The organism is Streptomyces sp. NPDC045778, assembly GCF_056431945.1.
The window spans coordinates 201,340-218,095 of record NZ_JBWKJZ010000004.1; the positions used below are offsets into that span (position 1 = coordinate 201,340).

15 protein-coding genes, 1 pseudogene and 1 riboswitch are annotated in these 16,756 nt (G+C 72.3%); of the genes and pseudogenes, 7 read left to right on the forward strand and 9 right to left on the reverse strand.

The genetic code is table 11. The annotated features are described in order from the left end of the window. Nucleotides 1–108 precede the first annotated feature (108 nt). Nucleotides 109–264: riboswitch (cyclic di-AMP (ydaO/yuaA leader) on the forward strand. Nucleotides 265–272: 8 nt separating this feature from the next. After that, nucleotides 273–1,547: a C40 family peptidase gene (locus AC07GB_RS06960; protein WP_478842373.1), complete on the forward strand. Its 1,275-nt coding sequence runs from the start codon at nt 273–275 to the stop codon at nt 1,545–1,547. 109 nt (nt 1,548–1,656) lie between these two features. On the opposite strand, the gene AC07GB_RS06965 is transcribed toward AC07GB_RS06960, so the two are convergent. Next, nucleotides 1,657–2,010 (reverse strand): hypothetical protein, encoded by a 354-nt coding sequence (locus AC07GB_RS06965; protein ID WP_478842375.1) that lies wholly within the window; start codon nt 2,008–2,010, stop codon nt 1,657–1,659. A gap of 336 nt (nt 2,011–2,346) precedes the next feature. On the opposite strand from AC07GB_RS06965, the gene AC07GB_RS06970 reads away from it, so the two are divergent. After that, nucleotides 2,347–3,435 carry a C40 family peptidase gene (locus AC07GB_RS06970; protein WP_478842377.1) on the forward strand — a complete coding sequence of 363 codons (1,089 nt, stop codon included), beginning with the start codon at nt 2,347–2,349 and terminating at the stop codon, nt 3,433–3,435. Nucleotides 3,436–3,456: 21 nt separating this feature from the next. On the opposite strand, the gene AC07GB_RS06975 is transcribed toward AC07GB_RS06970, so the two are convergent. Both AC07GB_RS06975 and AC07GB_RS06980 read right to left on the reverse strand, forming a co-directional pair. Next, nucleotides 3,457–4,203 carry a LuxR C-terminal-related transcriptional regulator gene (locus AC07GB_RS06975; RefSeq protein ID WP_478842379.1) on the reverse strand — a complete coding sequence of 249 codons (747 nt, stop codon included), beginning with the start codon at nt 4,201–4,203 and terminating at the stop codon, nt 3,457–3,459. Next, nucleotides 4,200–5,486: a PspC domain-containing protein gene (locus AC07GB_RS06980; RefSeq protein ID WP_478842381.1), complete on the reverse strand. Its 1,287-nt coding sequence runs from the start codon at nt 5,484–5,486 to the stop codon at nt 4,200–4,202. The genes AC07GB_RS06975 and AC07GB_RS06980 overlap by 4 nt, the downstream gene beginning before the upstream one ends. Nucleotides 5,487–5,763: 277 nt before the next feature. Here AC07GB_RS06980 and AC07GB_RS06985 point away from each other — a divergent pair, with 277 nt between their 5' ends. Both AC07GB_RS06985 and AC07GB_RS06990 read left to right on the forward strand, forming a co-directional pair. After that, nucleotides 5,764–7,092: a PspC domain-containing protein gene (locus tag AC07GB_RS06985; protein ID WP_478842383.1), complete on the forward strand. Its 1,329-nt coding sequence runs from the start codon at nt 5,764–5,766 to the stop codon at nt 7,090–7,092. Beyond that, entirely contained in the window at nt 7,079–7,354 is a 276-nt protein-coding gene (locus AC07GB_RS06990; protein WP_478842385.1) for a hypothetical protein, read from the forward strand. The genes AC07GB_RS06985 and AC07GB_RS06990 overlap by 14 nt, the downstream gene beginning before the upstream one ends. On the opposite strand, the gene AC07GB_RS06995 is transcribed toward AC07GB_RS06990, so the two are convergent. The 3 genes and pseudogenes from AC07GB_RS06995 to AC07GB_RS07005 all read right to left on the reverse strand — a co-directional run. Then, complete coding sequence (locus AC07GB_RS06995; protein ID WP_478842387.1) at nt 7,351–7,878, reverse strand: DoxX family protein; 528 nt, start codon at nt 7,876–7,878, stop codon at nt 7,351–7,353. The two genes, AC07GB_RS06990 and AC07GB_RS06995, sit on opposite strands and share 4 nt — an antisense overlap. 222 nt (nt 7,879–8,100) lie before the next feature. Continuing rightward, nucleotides 8,101–9,363, reverse strand: a complete 1,263-nt coding sequence (locus tag AC07GB_RS07000; protein ID WP_478842389.1) for a hypothetical protein — start codon at nt 9,361–9,363, stop codon at nt 8,101–8,103. A 223-nt stretch (nt 9,364–9,586) separates the two neighbouring features. After that, a pseudogene (locus AC07GB_RS07005) lies at nt 9,587–9,805 on the reverse strand (class II aldolase/adducin family protein); the annotation flags it as partial. Between the two features lie 100 nt (nt 9,806–9,905). Between AC07GB_RS07005 and AC07GB_RS07010 the strand changes: the two are divergent. Beyond that, nucleotides 9,906–10,385 (forward strand): pyridoxamine 5'-phosphate oxidase family protein, encoded by a 480-nt coding sequence (locus AC07GB_RS07010; RefSeq protein WP_478842391.1) that lies wholly within the window; start codon nt 9,906–9,908, stop codon nt 10,383–10,385. Between the two features lie 113 nt (nt 10,386–10,498). Here AC07GB_RS07010 and guaA read toward each other — a convergent pair whose 3' ends face one another. Then, nucleotides 10,499–12,088: a glutamine-hydrolyzing GMP synthase gene (gene guaA / locus AC07GB_RS07015; RefSeq protein WP_478842393.1), complete on the reverse strand. Its 1,590-nt coding sequence runs from the start codon at nt 12,086–12,088 to the stop codon at nt 10,499–10,501. A gap of 618 nt (nt 12,089–12,706) precedes the next feature. Here guaA and AC07GB_RS07020 point away from each other — a divergent pair. Next, complete coding sequence (locus tag AC07GB_RS07020) at nt 12,707–13,039, forward strand: chorismate mutase (protein ID WP_478842395.1); 333 nt, start codon at nt 12,707–12,709, stop codon at nt 13,037–13,039. Nucleotides 13,040–13,815: 776 nt separating this feature from the next. On the opposite strand, the gene AC07GB_RS07025 is transcribed toward AC07GB_RS07020, so the two are convergent. Further along, nucleotides 13,816–14,664, reverse strand: a complete 849-nt coding sequence (locus AC07GB_RS07025) for a hypothetical protein (protein WP_478842397.1) — start codon at nt 14,662–14,664, stop codon at nt 13,816–13,818. 168 nt (nt 14,665–14,832) lie between these two features. Further along, the gene (locus AC07GB_RS07030; RefSeq protein WP_478842399.1) at nt 14,833–15,234 is read right to left on the reverse strand and encodes a hypothetical protein; all 402 of its coding nucleotides are present in this window, start codon (nt 15,232–15,234) and stop codon (nt 14,833–14,835) included. A gap of 280 nt (nt 15,235–15,514) precedes the next feature. Here AC07GB_RS07030 and AC07GB_RS07035 point away from each other — a divergent pair, with 280 nt between their 5' ends. After that, nucleotides 15,515–16,669, forward strand: coding sequence for an LAETG motif-containing sortase-dependent surface protein (locus AC07GB_RS07035; RefSeq protein ID WP_478842401.1), 1,155 nt, complete (start codon nt 15,515–15,517; stop codon nt 16,667–16,669). Nucleotides 16,670–16,756 lie beyond the last annotated feature (87 nt).

Consider the following 16,756-nt stretch of genomic DNA (forward strand, 5'->3'; position numbering starts at 1 on the left):
TATCGAACATCAATCTTCCCCCGCGCCACAGGAGTTGGCTAGCGTGCTCCGCGGGCCGCACGTCCCCCCAAACCGGCGAACCACGCCGGGCCGCGCGGCCTCCGCCGAGTCCCACGCGCGCCGATCCCGGCGCGCCCGGAGCCGGGGACCCACCATGATCTTGGGGTGAATCCGTCCCGCCGCACCGCGTACGGGCCGGTAGGGCAGCCCTTCCGAACCGCCCGAACCCGACAGCTAACCCGGTAGGCGGTCCACGGAAGGAGTCGCCTCCCTTGGCGTCGCACCGCAAGCCGCGCACCCGCTCACCCCTGGCGCGCACCGCCCCCGGCCTCGGCATCACCACGGCCGCGCTGACCTCCGTAGCGCTCCTGTCACAGAGCGCGAACGCGGCGCCGTCCGCCCCCTCACGGCCCACCGGGCCCGCCGAGCCGAGTCTCGAAGAGGTCCAGAAGAAGGTCGACGACCTGTACCACCAGGCGGGCGTGGCCACCCAGAAGTACAACTCGGCCAAGGAACGCACCGACAAGCAGCGCAAGCACGTCGACAAGCTCCTGGACGACGTCGCCGAGCGCACGGACGACCTGAACGAGGCCCGTCAGCGGCTCGGCTCGTTCGCGGCCGCCCAGTACCGCACGGGCGCCGTCTCCGAGACCGCCGCGATGATGCTCGCCGACGACCCGAAGGGCTTCTTCGACCAGAACCACCTCGCGGACCGGCTCACCAGCCGCCAGAAGAAGGCGGTCGACGACTACCGGACCCAGCAGGTCGCGGCCACCAAGCAGCGCGCGAAGGCCGCGAAGAGCCTGAAGACGCTCGGCGCCTCCCGTGACGAGCTGAAGACGAGCAAGCAGACCGTCCAGGCCAAGCTCGGCGAGGCCCGCACGCTCCTTTCGAAGCTGACCGCCGAGGACAAGGCGCGGCTCGCCGCCATCGAGAAGCGGAAGCAGGAGGCCGCCCGGCGCAAGGCCGCCGAGCTGGCCCGTGAGCAGGCCGAGGCGGAGCGCAAGCGGAAGGCGGAGGAGGCGCGGCGGGAGCGCGAGCGGGAGCGGGGCTCCGGCGAAGGCTCGGGGGCTGGGGCCGGGTCCGGGACGGGGGCGGGGTCGGGCGCCGACTCCGGCTCCGGCTCGGATTCCGGCTCGGGCCCGGGTTCCGGTTCCGGTTCCGGCTCCGGTTCCGGGAGCACGGGCGGCGGGTACGCCGCGAAGGCCGAGAAGGTGATCTCCTTCGCCGAGCAGCAGATCGGCAAGCCCTATGTGTGGGGCGCCACCGGCCCCGGCTCGTACGACTGCTCGGGGCTCACACAGGCCGCGTGGAGGACCGCCGGGATCTCGCTGCCCCGCACCACCTGGGACCAGGTGAAGGCCGGCACCAAGGTGTCCACCTCCAGCGCCAAACGCGGTGACCTGGTCTTCTTCTACGACGACATCAGCCACGTCGGGATCTACATAGGCAACGGCAAGATGATCCACGCCCCCAAGCCGGGCGCGAACGTACGCGTCGAGTCGATCTACTACATGCCGATCCACAGCGTGGTCCGGCCCGCCTGAGCCACGTCTCCGTAGGACGGCGACACGTTTTCGGCCCTCTACTTTTCGGCCCTCTACGGAGAAGATTCGCTCTTCTCCGTAGAGGGCCGAAAACGTGGGCGGCGGGCGGCTACGTCCACAGGACGGCGATGAAGATGTTCGCCGTCGTCAGCGCGCCGACCGCGCCGAACATCGCCTTGTCCACCTTCTCCTCGTCCCGCTTCAGGTACACCAGCCCGAGGATCACGACGAGGACCGCCATCTTGATGCCGATCTTGAGGTTGTTGACCTCGTTGTCGTCGGCCTGGTTCAGGCCGACCAGGACCACGCCAGTGATCAACATGGTGAGCGCGCCGTGCAGCATCGCGGGGCTGAAGCGGGCCGTGCCCTCACCCATCGCCTTCATCTGGGTCAGGAAGCCGCCCAGGAGCGAGGCGATGCCGATGATGTGCAGGCCGACGAAGAGATGGATGAGTACGTCCATGGGGCGGAGCCTAACCGGGCCCGTATCACCCCCCATCAGGCAGGTGGGCCACAAACGCCACATCGGTCACAGGAGCGGGTGAAGCGGACTCCGACCGGCCGCCGAGGTGGTCGCGTCCGGTCACGAGCGGGCCGCGGGCGCCACTTCCGCACAACAGGGCACGACCCGGTGACGGCGAGGTTTAGCGTCCATGACCGGTGACCGGCTCCCCACCGTCGTCCGGACCAGGGACGGCAGCCGGGCACCACCGCCGAGAAGTCCGGCGGCGCCCCGTCCCCCCTGTGCGAGGCGCCGCCGGACCCGGACCTGGCCACTGTGGAAGGACGTGGAGCCTCCGTGGCACAGCACCGCAAGCCGAAACAGCGCCCGCTCAGCGGCCATACCGCCCGCACCGCCGCCACTCTCGCCCTCGCGTCGGCCGCCACGGCGACCGCCTTCGAGGGCACAGGACACGCCGAGCCACGCCTCTCCCCGGGCGAGGTGAAGACCAAGGTCGACCAGCTCTACCGCGAGGCGGAGGTCGCCACCGAGAAGTACAACGGCGCCAAGGAGAAGGCCGACCGCGCCGAGGAGTCCCTACGAGACCTGCGCGACGAGGCCGCCCGCAAGACGGAGCGGCTCAACTCCGCGCGCCAGGGCCTGGGCTCCCTGGCCACCGCCCAGTACCGCACCGGAGCCATCGACCCGTCCGTCCGGCTCGCGCTCTCCGCCGACCCGGACGCCTTCCTCGACCGGGCCGCCCTCGCCGACCGCGCGGGCCGACGTCAGGCCGCCGAGGTCGCCGACGTACGGCGGCAGGTCCGGGAACTCGACCAGCTCCACACCGAGGCCGACGACACCCTCGGGGACCTCAAGACGCGCCAGGCGGACCTGAGGAAACACAAGAAGACCGTCACCGGCAAGCTCGCCGAGGCCAAGCGGCTGCTCGCCCGGCTCACCGCCGACGAACGGGCACGCCTCGCCGCCACCGAGCGCGGCGACGGCGGTGACGGCGGTGACAGCCCCGCGGGCTCCGACCGGGCTTCCCGTGCCGACACGCGCGGCACGGCCCCTACCGGGACCGCGAAGGCCCCCACCGCCCGCGCCGCACAAGCCGTCGCGTACGCCCACAAGGCGCTCGGCAGCCCCTACGTATGGGGCGCCACGGGCCCCAACGCCTTCGACTGCTCCGGCCTCACCCAGGCCGCCTACCGCGCGGCCGGCGTCTCGCTGCCACGCACGACCTACGCCCAGATCGACGCGGGCCGTCGCGTCGGACGCTCCGAACTCCAACCGGGCGACCTGGTCTTCTTCTACTCCGGCATCAGCCACGTCGGCCTCTACGTGGGCGGCGGCCAGATGATCCACGCCCCCAACCCCAGCGCCCCGGTCCGCCTGGCCCCCATCGACCAGATGCCGTTCGCGGGGGCGACGCGGGTGGCGTGAGTGCGGGGTGTGGCGGCGCCGTCAGACGAGTCGCCGTGCCGTCGCCCACCTCGTCAGCTCGTGCCGGTTCGACAGCTGGAGCTTCCGCAGGACCGCCGACACATGCGACTCGACCGTCTTCACGGAGATGTACAGCTGCTTGGCGATCTCCTTGTACGCGTACCCGCGCGCGATGAGGCGCAGGACCTCGCGCTCGCGCTGCGTGAGACGGTCCAGGTCCTCGTCTACCGGCGCCGCGTCCGTCGACGCGAAGGCGTCCAGGACGAACCCGGCGAGGCGCGGCGAGAACACCGCGTCGCCCTCCTGGACCCGGAAGATCGAGTCGACCAGGTCGGTGCCGGTGATGGTCTTGGTGACATAGCCGCGGGCGCCGCCCCGGATGACGCCGATGACGTCCTCGGCGGCGTCCGAGACCGACAGCGCGAGGAACCGCACCGGGCTCTCCACGTCCGCCATCAACGGCGCGCAGCGGCGCAGGACCTCCACTCCGCCGCCACCCGGCAGATGCACGTCGAGCAGCACGACCTCGGGCCGCGTCGCCGTGATCACCGTGACCGCCTGGTCGACGTCCGCCGCCTCGCCGACGACCTCGACACCCGTGCGCTCGGTCTGGCCGATCTCCGCCTGCACTCCCGTGCGGAACATCCGGTGGTCGTCGACCAGGACGACCTTCACCCGCCGCGCGGCGCCGGCCCCGCCCTCGGCCCCGGCTTCCACTGCCCCGGCGGCCGGATCCACGGGCCCGCTCGCTTCGGTCGCGTCGCTCATGTCGCCGCCGTCCTCTCCATCTCCAGCTCGACTTCCGTGCCGCCGCCCGGCACTGTGCGCAGCCGCGCCGTACCGCCGTTGCGCTGCATGCGGCCGATGATCGATTCTCGTACGCCCATGCGGTCGTCCGGTACCGCGTCCAGGTCGAAGCCCGGGCCGCGGTCGCGGACGGACACGAAGACCGTCTCCCCCTCCACCTCGGCGAAGACCTGCACCGCACCGCCCTCGCCACCGTACTTGGCGGCGTTCACCATCGCTTCCCTCGCTGCCTGCATCTGTGCTGTCAGGCGCTCGTCGAGCGGGCAGTCGCCGACGACCACCACCTCGATGGGGACGCCGTGCTTGTCCTCGACCTCCGCGGCGCTGCGCCGGACCGCCTCGGCGAGGGTGTCGGGCTCCTCCGCCTCCTCCTTGCCGGTGCCCTCCGGCTTGTACAGCCAGGCACGCAGGTCGCGCTCCTGGGCCCGGGCCAGGCGGCGGACCTCGCCCGGGCTGTCGGCGTTGCGCTGGATGAGCGTCAGGGTGTGCAGCACCGAATCGTGCACGTGGGCGGCGACCTCGGCGCGCTCCTGGGCACGGATGCGCATCAGCCGCTCCTCGGAGAGGTCCTGCGTCATGCGGACGAGATAGGGGCCCGCGAGCAGGGCTATGCCGACGAGCACGGCGAGCGCCGCCTGCAACGCCGCGCCCAGGTCGGACGCGGAGCCGCGCAGCACGAAGATGCCGGACACGCCGACGCCGACGAGGAGGACTCCGGCCGCGGTCCGGGCGAGCGTCAGGGTGCGGCGCTTGCGGCCGACCTCCATCCAGCGGGCCCGCCGGGCGTTGTCCGCCTGGCGCCAGACGAGGGCGACACCTGCGGCGACGAGCAGCGTCGGCCAGAGATACGCCTTCGTCGGGCCGCCGAGGTCCACGCTGCCGACGAAGACCATGGCGACGGCGAGCATCGCGAGGAGCGCGACGATCTGGCCCTTGTCCGGCTTGCGGGCGACGAGTCTGCGGCGGCCGTCCGGGGCCGTCTCGGTGGTCACCACGGCGGCGCGCTGGGCTGCGACGCCGCCCACGCCGAGCGGCACGAAGAACCAGAACGCCGCGTACAGCAGCGCGCCCAGGCCGTTCGCCGTGAAGAGCCCGATGAAGATGAGCCGCACCCAGATGACGGGCAGCCCGAGGTGGCCCGCGAGACCGCGCGCGACCCCGCCGAGCAGGCGGCCCTCACCGCTGCGGTAGAGCTTCCGCAGCGGCCGCTCGTCTTCGATGGGTACTGCTGCGGCGTCTGGCATGCCACCGATGGTCACACGCGGGCGAGGGCCGGGGCATCAGGGTCGATCCCCGAGACTCCCCTGATCTCGGGGCCGGTCACCGGCCGGTCGCGGGCCGGTCGCGGGCCGGTCGCGAGGACGGTCGCGAGGTCGAAGGCGGGCGGTCGCGGGGCGGGCGGTCGCGGGGCGCGGGGCCCCGCGTCAGGGTCTCGGCTCCGGGGCCGTCAGGGGTGATATCAGGGTTCGGCCAGGGTTGTCCCGACTGCCGCGGGCGGGGCGGGGCCGTCACCATGGACTCATGACAGATCAGCAGCCCGCGCCCGGCCCGCAGGCCCCGCCGCGCGATCATCTGTCCGCCACGGCCGAGGAGCCGGGCGGGCCGGAGATCACGCGCGAGCGGAAGTTCCGCCGCGACCGCCGGCACCGCAAGCTGGGCGGTGTGTGCGCGGGGCTCGGCCGGCACTGCGACATGGACCCGGTGATCTTCCGCATCGGCCTGGCCGTGCTCGCGGTCACGAGCGGTATCGGCCTGGTCTTCTACGGCTTCGCGTGGCTGCTCATTCCCTATGAGGGGGAGGAGGAGAACGAGGCGCGACGACTGCTGACCGCCCGAGTGGACGGCCACGCCCTGACAGCGGTCCTCTTCGCCCTCGTCGGCTGCGGTGTGTTCCTCACCCTCATCAGCAATGGCGGAGCACTGACTTTCGCGGCCGTCCTCGGCCTCCTCCTCGCCGGTGCGGGGTACTGGTCGCGACAGCGCGGCACGCCGGACCCCGACCCGGCGGCCGCCCAGGCCGTCGCGGACGCCCCGCCGGAGACGAAGGCGCCGCCCGTCACCGGCGCCCCGTCCTGGTGGCGCAGCCCTCTCGCTGACGAGGGCACACCCAAGTACTTCTGGGGCCCGGACTCGATCGCGGTGGAGTATCAGCCACCGCCGGGGCACACCCCCGCGTGGGGCGCGCCGCCCTTGGACAAGCAGCCGCCCGGACGTCGCGGGGCGCGCTGGATCGGTGGCTGGGTGTTCCTGGCCGCCCTGCTCGCGGCCGGCCTCGGCACGAGCCTGACCTGGGAGGACGAGCCGCTCGGCACCAGCTTGCAGACGGGGTTCGCCTGCGCCCTCGGCGTACTCGGCCTCGGCATCGCGATCAGTGCCTTCCTGGGGCGCACGGGCGCGGGCTCCATCCTGCTCGCGGTGATCATCGCCGCCCTCGTCGCCACCTCCGCGGCCCTGCCGAAGAACATCACGACGGACTGGATACGCAAGGGCTGGACCCCGCCCACAGCCTCGGACATCCGCCCGCGGTACGAGCTGGGGACGGGCGTGGCCACCCTGGACCTGAGCCGGGTGGACCTCCGCGAGGACCAGACGGTGCACACGCGGGCGGAGGTGGGCGCCGGGAAGCTGAAGGTGATCGTGCCCAAGGACGTCAAGGTGGACCTGAGGATCGAGGTGGGCGTCGGGGACATCCAGCTGCCGAGCGACGACAGCCAGGACGTGGACATCGCCCCCGACAAGCAGAAGAGGGTGACGCTGGACCCGCCCGCGGGCGTCAAGGGCGAGGGCGCCCTCGACCTGCGGCTCGAGGTCGGCGTCGGACAGGCGGAGGTGGCACGTGCTGCGTCATGAGTTCCAGCCGGGCCGGCTGGTCGCGGGGGTCTTCGTGGCACTCGCCGGCCTTGTCTACGCGGGTGACGCGGGTGGCCTGTGGGACACGCCCTGGTTCGTGATCATCCCGATCGTGTCGGGAGGTCTGGGCCTCGCGGGCGCCACGGCGACCGTGGCCCACGGCATACGCAAGAGCCGCGGCAGCCGCACCGTCGGCCGTAAGGACGGGCCGCGATCCACCGGCCCGGGCGAGGCGCATGCGGGCGAGGTGGGCCGGGGCTAGCGCACTCTCAGCCCGGAGGCTTCGCGGCGTCGGGCGAGCCAGGCGTCGACGGAGAGGAAGGAAGCCCCGGCGAGGACGAGGGGCAGCCAGGCGATCAGGTAGGCGAGGTCGTTGCCGTAGTAGTAGGGCTCGGCGGACCAGCTCATGGTCAGCCAGAGGCTGAGCGAGATCAGCGCCCCGCCGAGCGCGGCGATCCGGGCGAGCAGGCCGATCAAGGTGCCGATGCCGACGGCCAGTTCACCGAGGGCGATGGCGTAGCCGAAGCCGACGGGGCTCTTCAGGGCCAGGTCGACAAGCTCGGGGATGGCGGAGATGTCACGGATGTTGCGCATCTGCTCGCCGATCGAGCCGGTGCCGCTCTCCTTCATGAAGGCGCTGTCGGTGAGCTTGTCCAGGCCCGCGTAGATGAAGGTGACACCGAGGAAGATCCTCAAGGGGAGCAGGGCGTATCGGGTGGCGGTGTCCCGCCAGTCGTTCCGCCGCGCATAGCCGCTGTGGGTGTCCGTGCGCATGCCGTGAACCATGGCTGACCGCCGCCTCTCCCGTTGAGCCGTCAACTGACGATACGTAGGAAAGGGAGCCGCCGCTCAGTGGCGTGCGGCGGATCGCACGAGGTATGCCCGGAAACCACGGGGTGGGTGGCTCCGGGCACGCGGAAGGGGGGAGCACATGCGTCCGTTCGACGCGGTGCGGGCTGCCGGACGGTCTGTCGCACGGTCCGTGCGGAGGCTGGTGCGGCGGGGCGGTCAGTCCGTCACGTCGATGGTGCAGCGGTTGGTCTCGACACCCGCCGCCGTGACCACTTGGACGTCGACGCGGCCGGGCTCGACGTCGACGGGCACGGGCACGGTCAGGACGGTGTCCGAGGGGTTGGTGAAGCCCCCGGCGACCGGCACGAGCGGCACGTGGACGTGGACGGTGCCGATGCGGACGGCCATCCGGGCGAGCCGGTCCGCGCTCTGCGCCCCGGGTGGCACGAATCCCGCGCCGCGGATCTCGATGTCGTCCCCTGTGCGGATCGGCGCGTCCAGGTCGCCCGCCTCCCGGGCGCGGACGACGGACAGGATCACGGGCCGGCCGCCTTCGGAGTACTTGCCCGCCACGTATGTGGCCGCCGATACGAGCACGAGGAGCGCGAGGCCCCACGGCAGGTCGGGCAGTTGCTCGGGGCGCCGCGCGAGCCGGACGGCGACGAAGACGACGGCGGCGGTGCTCACGAGGAGGTACTGGGCGTCCGCGAAGTGGCCGCGGCCCGAGTCGTCGGTGAGGAGGTCTGCGGCCCTCGGTCGGTCGGCGCGCACCTTCTGCAGCTTCTGCGCGAGGACCCTGAGGCCCACCACCCGGCGGACGAGCACGGCGACGGCGCAGACGACGGCGAGGACGGTCACCAGGCCCGCGACGCGGTCGAGTTGGAGGCCGTCGATGAGGGCGTCACGCTCGTCATCGGCGGCAGTGGCGAGTTCACCCGCGAGGACGAGCACGGCGAAGACGACGAGCAGCACCCAGGAGGCGGCGACGGCACGCGAGGTGGACAGACGGTTGTCCTCGCCGATGACGGGCGCGAGCACACCCCCACGCGCGCGGTGCAGATACGCGGCACCGGAGAGCAGGAAGGCCACGGCGAGCGCGGCGAGCAGTCCGGCCGTGCGCGTGTCCGTCCAGCCGGTGCCGAGGGCCGTGAGCGCCTGGACGAGCAGGAGCGCGACGACGCCCGCCCAGACGGCGGCGAGGGTGTACCGCCACAGCCGGGCGAGCCAGGCCACCCCCTCGGCGCGCCCGCGTTCGGCCACGGCCTTGGCGGACTGGGTCAGCTCGTCCGACACCCACTGGCGGGAAGCGCCCGCCGAGTGGACGACGGCCGCGGGCACGCCCTGTCCGGCCGCCAACTCGTCGCGCTTGGCGAGGAAGGCGGCCACGGCACGCCGATGCCCCTCGCGTGCGCCGTGCGGGCAGTCGCCGCACGTGCAGCCACCCCCGTGCGTGCTCTGCCTGGCTTCCTGCACCGCCACCGCGTACCCCGCCTTCCCCGCCCTCGGCCGAGGCCGTGATCGAACCCGTGACCGGCTCTGCCGCCGCCCACACGCCCGCGAACTACCCTGCAATGACTGGGAATTGTGCCGTACGGACGCCTGTGCGTGTTCCGCGGGTCAGGTCAGCGGGGGTGGTCCGGTTTCACGCGTGTTGACGCGGGGTTCGGACGGGCCCGGCCGGACGGTGGGCGCGGTGGGTTCAGGCGAGCGGATCGGGTTCGGCGCGGGTGGCGAGCTGGACCTCGGGGTGGGCGGCGAAGGCGGCCTGGTCGACGCGGCGGCGCCCCTTGAGGACCTGGCCCGCCCCGTGGGCGAGGACGAGGTCGCTGACGGTGATGTGCTCGAAGGGCATGCCGAAGGGGTTCACCCGGAAGCGGTCCGGGTGTGCGGGGTCGCGCGCGGTGGTGCGGCCGGAGACGCCGCCCTGGGGAAGAGCGTCCGGAGCCGGATGTGCCTGGCGAGGGCACGGAGGTCCGGGAAGGGGGACAGAAGGTGTCTGGTATTGGCATCAGACTGTGGGCATGACATGCAACTGGGAAGCGTTCACGACTGCGGAACCCGAGCTGGCCGGTCAGGTCGAGGAGCGGTTCGGGCAGTTCACCCACCACGTTTTGGCGACGCTGCGCAAGGACGGGTCGCCGCGCACGTCGGGCATCGAAGTCCGCTTCCTGCACGGCGAGTTGTGGCTCGGGATGATGCCGGGCTCGCTCAAGGCACTGGACCTGCGGCGCGATCCGCGGTGCACGCTCCAGGCGAATCCGGGGTCGGGCACGGAGATGGGCGGCGGGGACGTGCGGATCTCCGGCCGGGCGGTGGAGGTGAGCGACCCGGAGACGGTGAAGTTGTACGCGGACGAGGTGCGGCCGCCGGACCCGTCGGCGTTCCACCTGTTCCGGGTGGAGCTGACGGAGGTCGTGCGGACGTCCATCGAGGAGGAGAAGTATCTGGCCGTGCGGCTGTGGAAGCCGGGGCAGCCGGTGCGTACGACGCGGCGGACGTGAGAAAGCCGGTGCCGCCGTCCCCGGCGGGGGCGGCGGCACCGGCTCTCAGGCCTGGGGGCGCGGGCGGGCCTGGAGGCCCGGGCCGGCCGTGGGGCTCGGCCCCATCGGTCGGGTCACTCCCACTCGATGGTGCCCGGCGGCTTGCTGGTCACGTCGAGGACGACGCGGTTGACGTCGGCGACCTCGTTGGTGATGCGGGTCGAGATCTTCGCGAGCACGTCGTACGGCAGACGGGACCAGTCGGCCGTCATGGCGTCCTCGGAGGAGACGGGGCGCAGCACGATCGGGTGGCCGTAGGTGCGGCCGTCGCCCTGGACGCCCACGGAGCGGACGTCGGCGAGGAGCACCACGGGGCACTGCCAGATCTCGCGGTCGAGCCCGGCGGCGGTGAGTTCCTCACGGGCGATGGCGTCGGCCTCGCGCAGCAGGTCGAGGCGGTCCTTGGTGACCTCGCCGACGATGCGGATGCCGAGGCCGGGGCCCGGGAAGGGCTGGCGCTGGACGATCTCGTCGGGCAGGCCGAGTTCCTGGCCGACCATGCGCACCTCGTCCTTGAACAGCTGGCGCAGCGGTTCGACGAGCTGGAATTCGAGGTCCTCGGGGAGGCCGCCCACGTTGTGGTGGGACTTGATGTTGGCGGTGCCGGTGCCGCCGCCGGACTCGACGACGTCCGGGTAGAGGGTGCCCTGGACGAGGAAGGCGACGTCCTCGCCGCCCGCGGCGCCCTCGGCGATGATCTCGGCCTGGGCCTGCTCGAAGACGCGGATGAACTCGCGCCCGATGATCTTCCGCTTCTCCTCGGGGTCGGACACCCCGGCGAGCGCGGCGAGGAACCGCTCCTGGGCGTCGACGACCTTCAGCTGCACGCCGGTGGCGGCCACGAAGTCCTTCTCGACCTGCTCGGTCTCGCCCTTGCGCATCAGGCCGTGGTCGACGTACACGCAGGTCAGCTGGGAGCCGATGGCCTTCTGCACCAGGGCGGCGGCCACGGCGGAGTCGACGCCGCCGGACAGACCGCAGATGGCGCGCTTGGTGCCGACCTGGGCGCGGATGGCGGCGATCTGCTCTTCGATGACGTTGCCGGTGGTCCAGTTCGGCTTCAGGCCCGCGCCGCGGTAGAGGAAGTGCTCCAGGACCTGCTGGCCGTGCGTGGAGTGCATGACCTCGGGGTGGTACTGGACGCCGTAGAGCTTCTTCTCGTCGTTCTCGAAGGCGGCGACGGGGACGACGTTCGTGGAGGCGGTGACGGCGAAGCCTTCGGGTGCGGCGCTGCACGCGTCGCCGTGGGACATCCACACGGACTGCTCGGCCGGGGTGCCCTCGAAGAGGGTCGAGCCGGGCTTGGAGACGCTGAGCGGGGTGCGGCCGTACTCACGGGCGCCGGTGTTGTCGACGGTGCCGCCGAGGGTGGTGGCCATGAGCTGGAAGCCGTAGCACATGCCGAAGACGGGGACGCCCGCCTCGAACAGGGCGCGGTCGACCGCCGGGGCCTCTTCCGCGTACACCGAAGACGGGCCGCCGGAGAGGATGATCGCCGCGGGGTTCTTGGCGAGCATCTCGGAGACCGGCATGGTGCTCGGCACGATCTCGCTGTAGACCCGGGCTTCGCGGACGCGGCGGGCGATGAGCTGGGCGTACTGCGCTCCGAAGTCGACGACCAGAACGGTGTCGGGAGCGGCGGCAGCGGGAGTCGCTGAGGACACGGCGGCGGCCTTCCGGCGTTGAGCGTGCGCAGGAGGTTCGTGAGCGGAAGGGTGCACGAGGGGTGCGCGCGCGGTTGGAGCTGGGGTTGTTTTGTCGATTCTAACGGGCCCGGCCGTGGCGCCTTCGTCGTATCCGACGGAGCCCGGGCCCCCGCCCCCGGCGACGCAGGCCTTCCGACGACCGCCCCGGGCCTGCCCCGGACCTGCCCCGGACCTGCCGCAGACCCCCCGCGCGCCTGCCGCGGGCCCGTCCCGACCCCGCTCACGGGCCCGCCCAGCACCGTGGCCGAGGCCCGTCGTGGTGGGGCTCAGGGTCGGCCGTGGCAGTGGGGCGGGCGGCGCCCCCGCTCGCCCCGCCTCTCACGATGCGAGCCAGCTCACACATCCGGTTTGACCCGCCGCGCGCGCCTGGGGGCATACTGACCCCGTGAACAAGCACCTCGGCTTCCTCTTTACCTATGGCAACCGGCCCGCCGGCTGCCATGGTCGAGCTGCTTGATCCTCTGACAAGCGACTTCCCAGGCGCCCCGGGCCGACAAGGCCCGGGGCGTCCTGTCGTTTCCGGGTCCTGTCGCTCCGGGGCACCGACGCCAGCCGATTCCAGCGAGGAGCCCCACCATGACCGCCACCGCGCAGCAGCCCACGACCCCGGCCCGTACGACCGCACCCGCGGGCCCCGCCGAGCGGACGGGAGCCCGTACGCCTGAAGCCGCCGAGCTGATCGGCGGTGCCCGTGAACGGATCGACACGCTCGACGACCGGATCATTGGTCTGGTCCAGGAACGGATGGCGGTCTCCGCGGTGATCCAGGAGGCCCGCATCGGCTCGGGCGGGCGGCGCGTGAACCTCTCGCGTGAGATGGAGGTCCTCGCCCACTACCGGGACGCGCTCGGCAAGCCCGGCACCGCGCTCGCGATGACGCTCCTCGAGCTGTGCCGGGGCCGCGTCTGAGGCGCCCCGGCGCGGGCCGGGGGAGCCGCCGGGCCGCGCTCGGCTAAGAGGACGCGCCCGCTCCGGAGGGGCACGTGCGCACGCGGAACCACTGCGCCACGGACCTGAGTTCGGACGGCTTCTCACCCGTACGGCGCGTGACCGGTTCCGGACGGGCTTCGTTGGTCCCGGTGTCCGTGCCAGCCAGGGGCGGGCCCGAAAGAACCACGCGTGGCTCCTCCGCTGGGGCGATGAGGCGTATGGATCATTCGTACGCCGTGGGACCTCGCCCCAGAGATGTGACCGGACGGCAGGGGACAGCAGCCCGGTCACCCAGGGAACGGTCGGCTCCGGGGACGCCCGGAGCCGACCGGCCTCAAGACCTCCCGCTCGGGTGTTCCCCTCGGGCACAAGTGGATGCAGTCGAAACGGTTGCGCGGAGAACCGGCCATCCTCCACGATGCGTAGAGGGCGAACGGAAAGCCCCGTATCACCAAACTTCACCGCCATTGGTCTAAACCAACCGTGCGCCCCTTGTGCGCCGGGGCGGCCACCGGCACACGAGCCGGCGGATGCACAACCAGCGAGACGCACCACCAGCGACACGCACGACCTGCGACACGCACGACCTGCGGCACGCACCACCAGTCGGCAAGCGAACCACCGACACACGAGCCAGCGGCGTACTCCCCCCGGCGCCGCCCCGAAGCACCGGCGCTGCCCTGACGTCGGTGCTGACAGCCAAGGGCCCCGCGGATCCGTCCCGCGGGGCCCTTCGCTCGTCCGCCGAGCGGCGGCTACTTCACCTTGGCGAGCTGCGCGTCCATGACCGCCGCCGGGATCTTCGGCTGAGCGTCCGCCCGGTCCGCCGACGGCCGGTCCGAGGCGCCGTACTCGCGGCTCTCGTCCTCACGCGCCACGCTCCGCGGGTCGTAGAGGTTCGACGCGGCGAACGACACGAGCGTGGAGCCCTTGCGCACGACGGTGACCGTCCAGCGCTTCACGTTCTCGTCCTGACGGCCGCCGACGCGGTAGCCGACGGCCTCATCGCCCTTGTCCGGCGCGGCCAGCGCCTTGACGCCGAAGTAACGCAGATCGCCGGTGCGGAAGGCGGCGCACTTCTCGGCCTCGGCCGCCGCGCGCAAGCGGGCGAGGGCGCGCGTGGACGCGGCCTCGCTGCCGTACGCGTACAGCTCGACGTCCGTCGTCGACAGGTCCTTGGCGGTGACCGTGCGGCCGACGTGGCCCTTCGCACCGGGCGGCGTGGCGGACGTGAGGAGGTCGGCCAGCGGCGCGCAGGCGGCCGGGGAGGCAGCCGCGCCGGCCCACGCGGCCTCCAGCTTGTTCGGCCTGCGCGTGGTCACGTCGTGACCGCGGACGTCGCCCTTGGCCAGGGAGGCCGCCGTCAGCTCGGCCGACGCGGCGCCACCGCCGGCCGCACCGCCCGACGCGCCACTCGACGAGCCGTCCGACGAGCCGTTCCCGGATGACGCGCTGCCGCCGCCCGGCCCCTTCTGCCTCGCCTGCTCCGTCGACGACTTGCCCCCGTCGCGGCCGCCGCCGTCACCGCCGCCGCACGCGGCGGTCAGGCCCAGCGTCGCCGCGACCGACGCGGCCACCACCACACGCGACACAGCTGACTTCACGTTCCCCCTACTTTCGCCCTACTCGTTCCGCGGAGCCCCGGCCGTTGCCACCAAGCCCGCTTCCGCACCATGCGGAATGCCGGATGCGGATGCGGAGTCACCCGCACCCCTTCTACGACCGAAGATCGCCGCGGGCGGTTCCACCGATCGGCACCGAATTGCAAACGGTCACCCTCGCCAGGACCAGAACCGGTACGGGCTCAGGAGCAGGATCGCGAGGGCCATCAGGCTCGCGACGATCACCACGCTGCGGACCTGGCGCCACCGCCCGGAGCCGGGGCCACCGCGGCGCGGACCCGTGGGCGCGGCCCGCCAGTCGTCCGGGCGCCAGGGCTGTGCCGCCGCCTCCTTGCGCTTGCGGCGTTTGCGCCCCACCGTGCCCTCGGCCTGCTGTCGAGCCGCCTCCGCGTCCAGCTTGCGCAGCCGCTCGGCCACCATGCGCGCCCGCGCCGACGGCTCCTTGGGCGCCGACGCGCGGATGTCCCGCTCACTGTCCTCCGCGAACCTCGCCCACACCTCGTCGGGTATGGACGCCTCGTCATCGGGCTCACGCGGCGACTGTACGGACACTGTGCCCCCATCCCCCGCCCGTTGCTCCCCAGCGGGATCCATCTCGCCTGCAAATGGGGGAAGTTCTACGACACCTCGCGCGGGCCGCACAACCCGGACCCTTCACATCCTTCAGGGGTGTGACCCAAACCACATAAATTTTACGTGAGTTCGGAGGCAACCATTCACAGTAAACACAGGTCATGCATGCGTAACTACGGCCACTTCCGTGCCCCGGCGCGGAGGCCCCAGCTTCGTGCCACGCGGGGACGCGCGGTACGCCGGACTCACCGAGGTCTTCATGAAGCTTCGCCGTGCCCTGGCCACCGCGGCGGCCACCGCCGCACTCGCCCCGCTCGCGCTGCTCTCGGCCCCGGCCGCGCTCGCGACCGAGGGCGGCACCGCGACGCCGGGCACGACCGTGAGCGAGACCCCGGACCCCTCCGACACGCCCCCACCGGGCGCGGAGGAGCCGAAGGAGAAGCCCGGCGACAAGCCGGGAGAGCCCAGTGAGCCCGGTGAGCCCGGCACCCCCGAAGACAAGCCCGGCGAGCCCGGCGGCAAGCCCGGCGACGCGCAGAAGCCCGGTGAGAAGCCCGGCGACGGCGAGAAGCCCGGCGGCAAGCCCGGTGAGAAGCCCGGCGGCGAGCCGGGCGGCAAGCCCGGGGAAGAGCCCGGCGACAAGCCCCCGTCCACCGGCAAGGACCACGAGAAGGACCCCGCCCCCGAACCCTGCGAGGTCGACGACGAGACCGGCGACGACCTCGACAGCAAGCTCGAACTGAGCCTCGAAGGCCTGCCCGGCAAGATCGAGGCGGGCAGCGGCTGGCACGAGTTCACGCTGACCGCGGCCAACCCCAGCGACGACGAGCTGGGCGAGGTCAACTGGCTCGCGGCCGTGGACAACTTCTCCGACAGCGAGCACGAGCGGAACTGGCTGAGCACGTACGCGCGCATCCAGTACTACGACCCGGCGGCCAAGGGCTGGAAGTCGATCGTCGACGAGGTCTCGGACGGCAGCTACTTCGGCAAGACCACGCTCGGCGCCCACGAGCAGATCGCACTCGAGCTGCGCCTCGACATCAGCGCCGAGGCCCCGGCAGGGCCGGGCTACGCGCTCGGCCTCGGCGGCTACACGGACGCCGAACTCGGCTGCGCGCACAGCTCGTTCGACTTCTTCGAGTTCACGGTCCTGAAGCCGGGCAGCGACATCGACTACCCGGGCGTGGCCATCCAGCTGCCGGACAGGCCCGCCCCCAAGCCGCAGGGCGGCGTCAAGCCCGTCAAGCACACCACCGTCACGACGACCCCGACCCCGGTCCCCAGCGGCAGCCTCGCCGAGACCGGGTCGAGTTCCGCGCTGCCGGCCATCGGCATCGTGGGCGGCGTCGCCGTCGTCGCGGGCGCGGGCGCCGTGTTCGTGGTGCGCCGCCGTGGTAACTCGGACACCGTGTAACGCGCTCCGCGCGCGGGTGTGACACGAGACCACCGCAAGACGCGAAGGACCTGCACTCGGAGGGGGGTGCAGGTCCTTTCGCCGTAC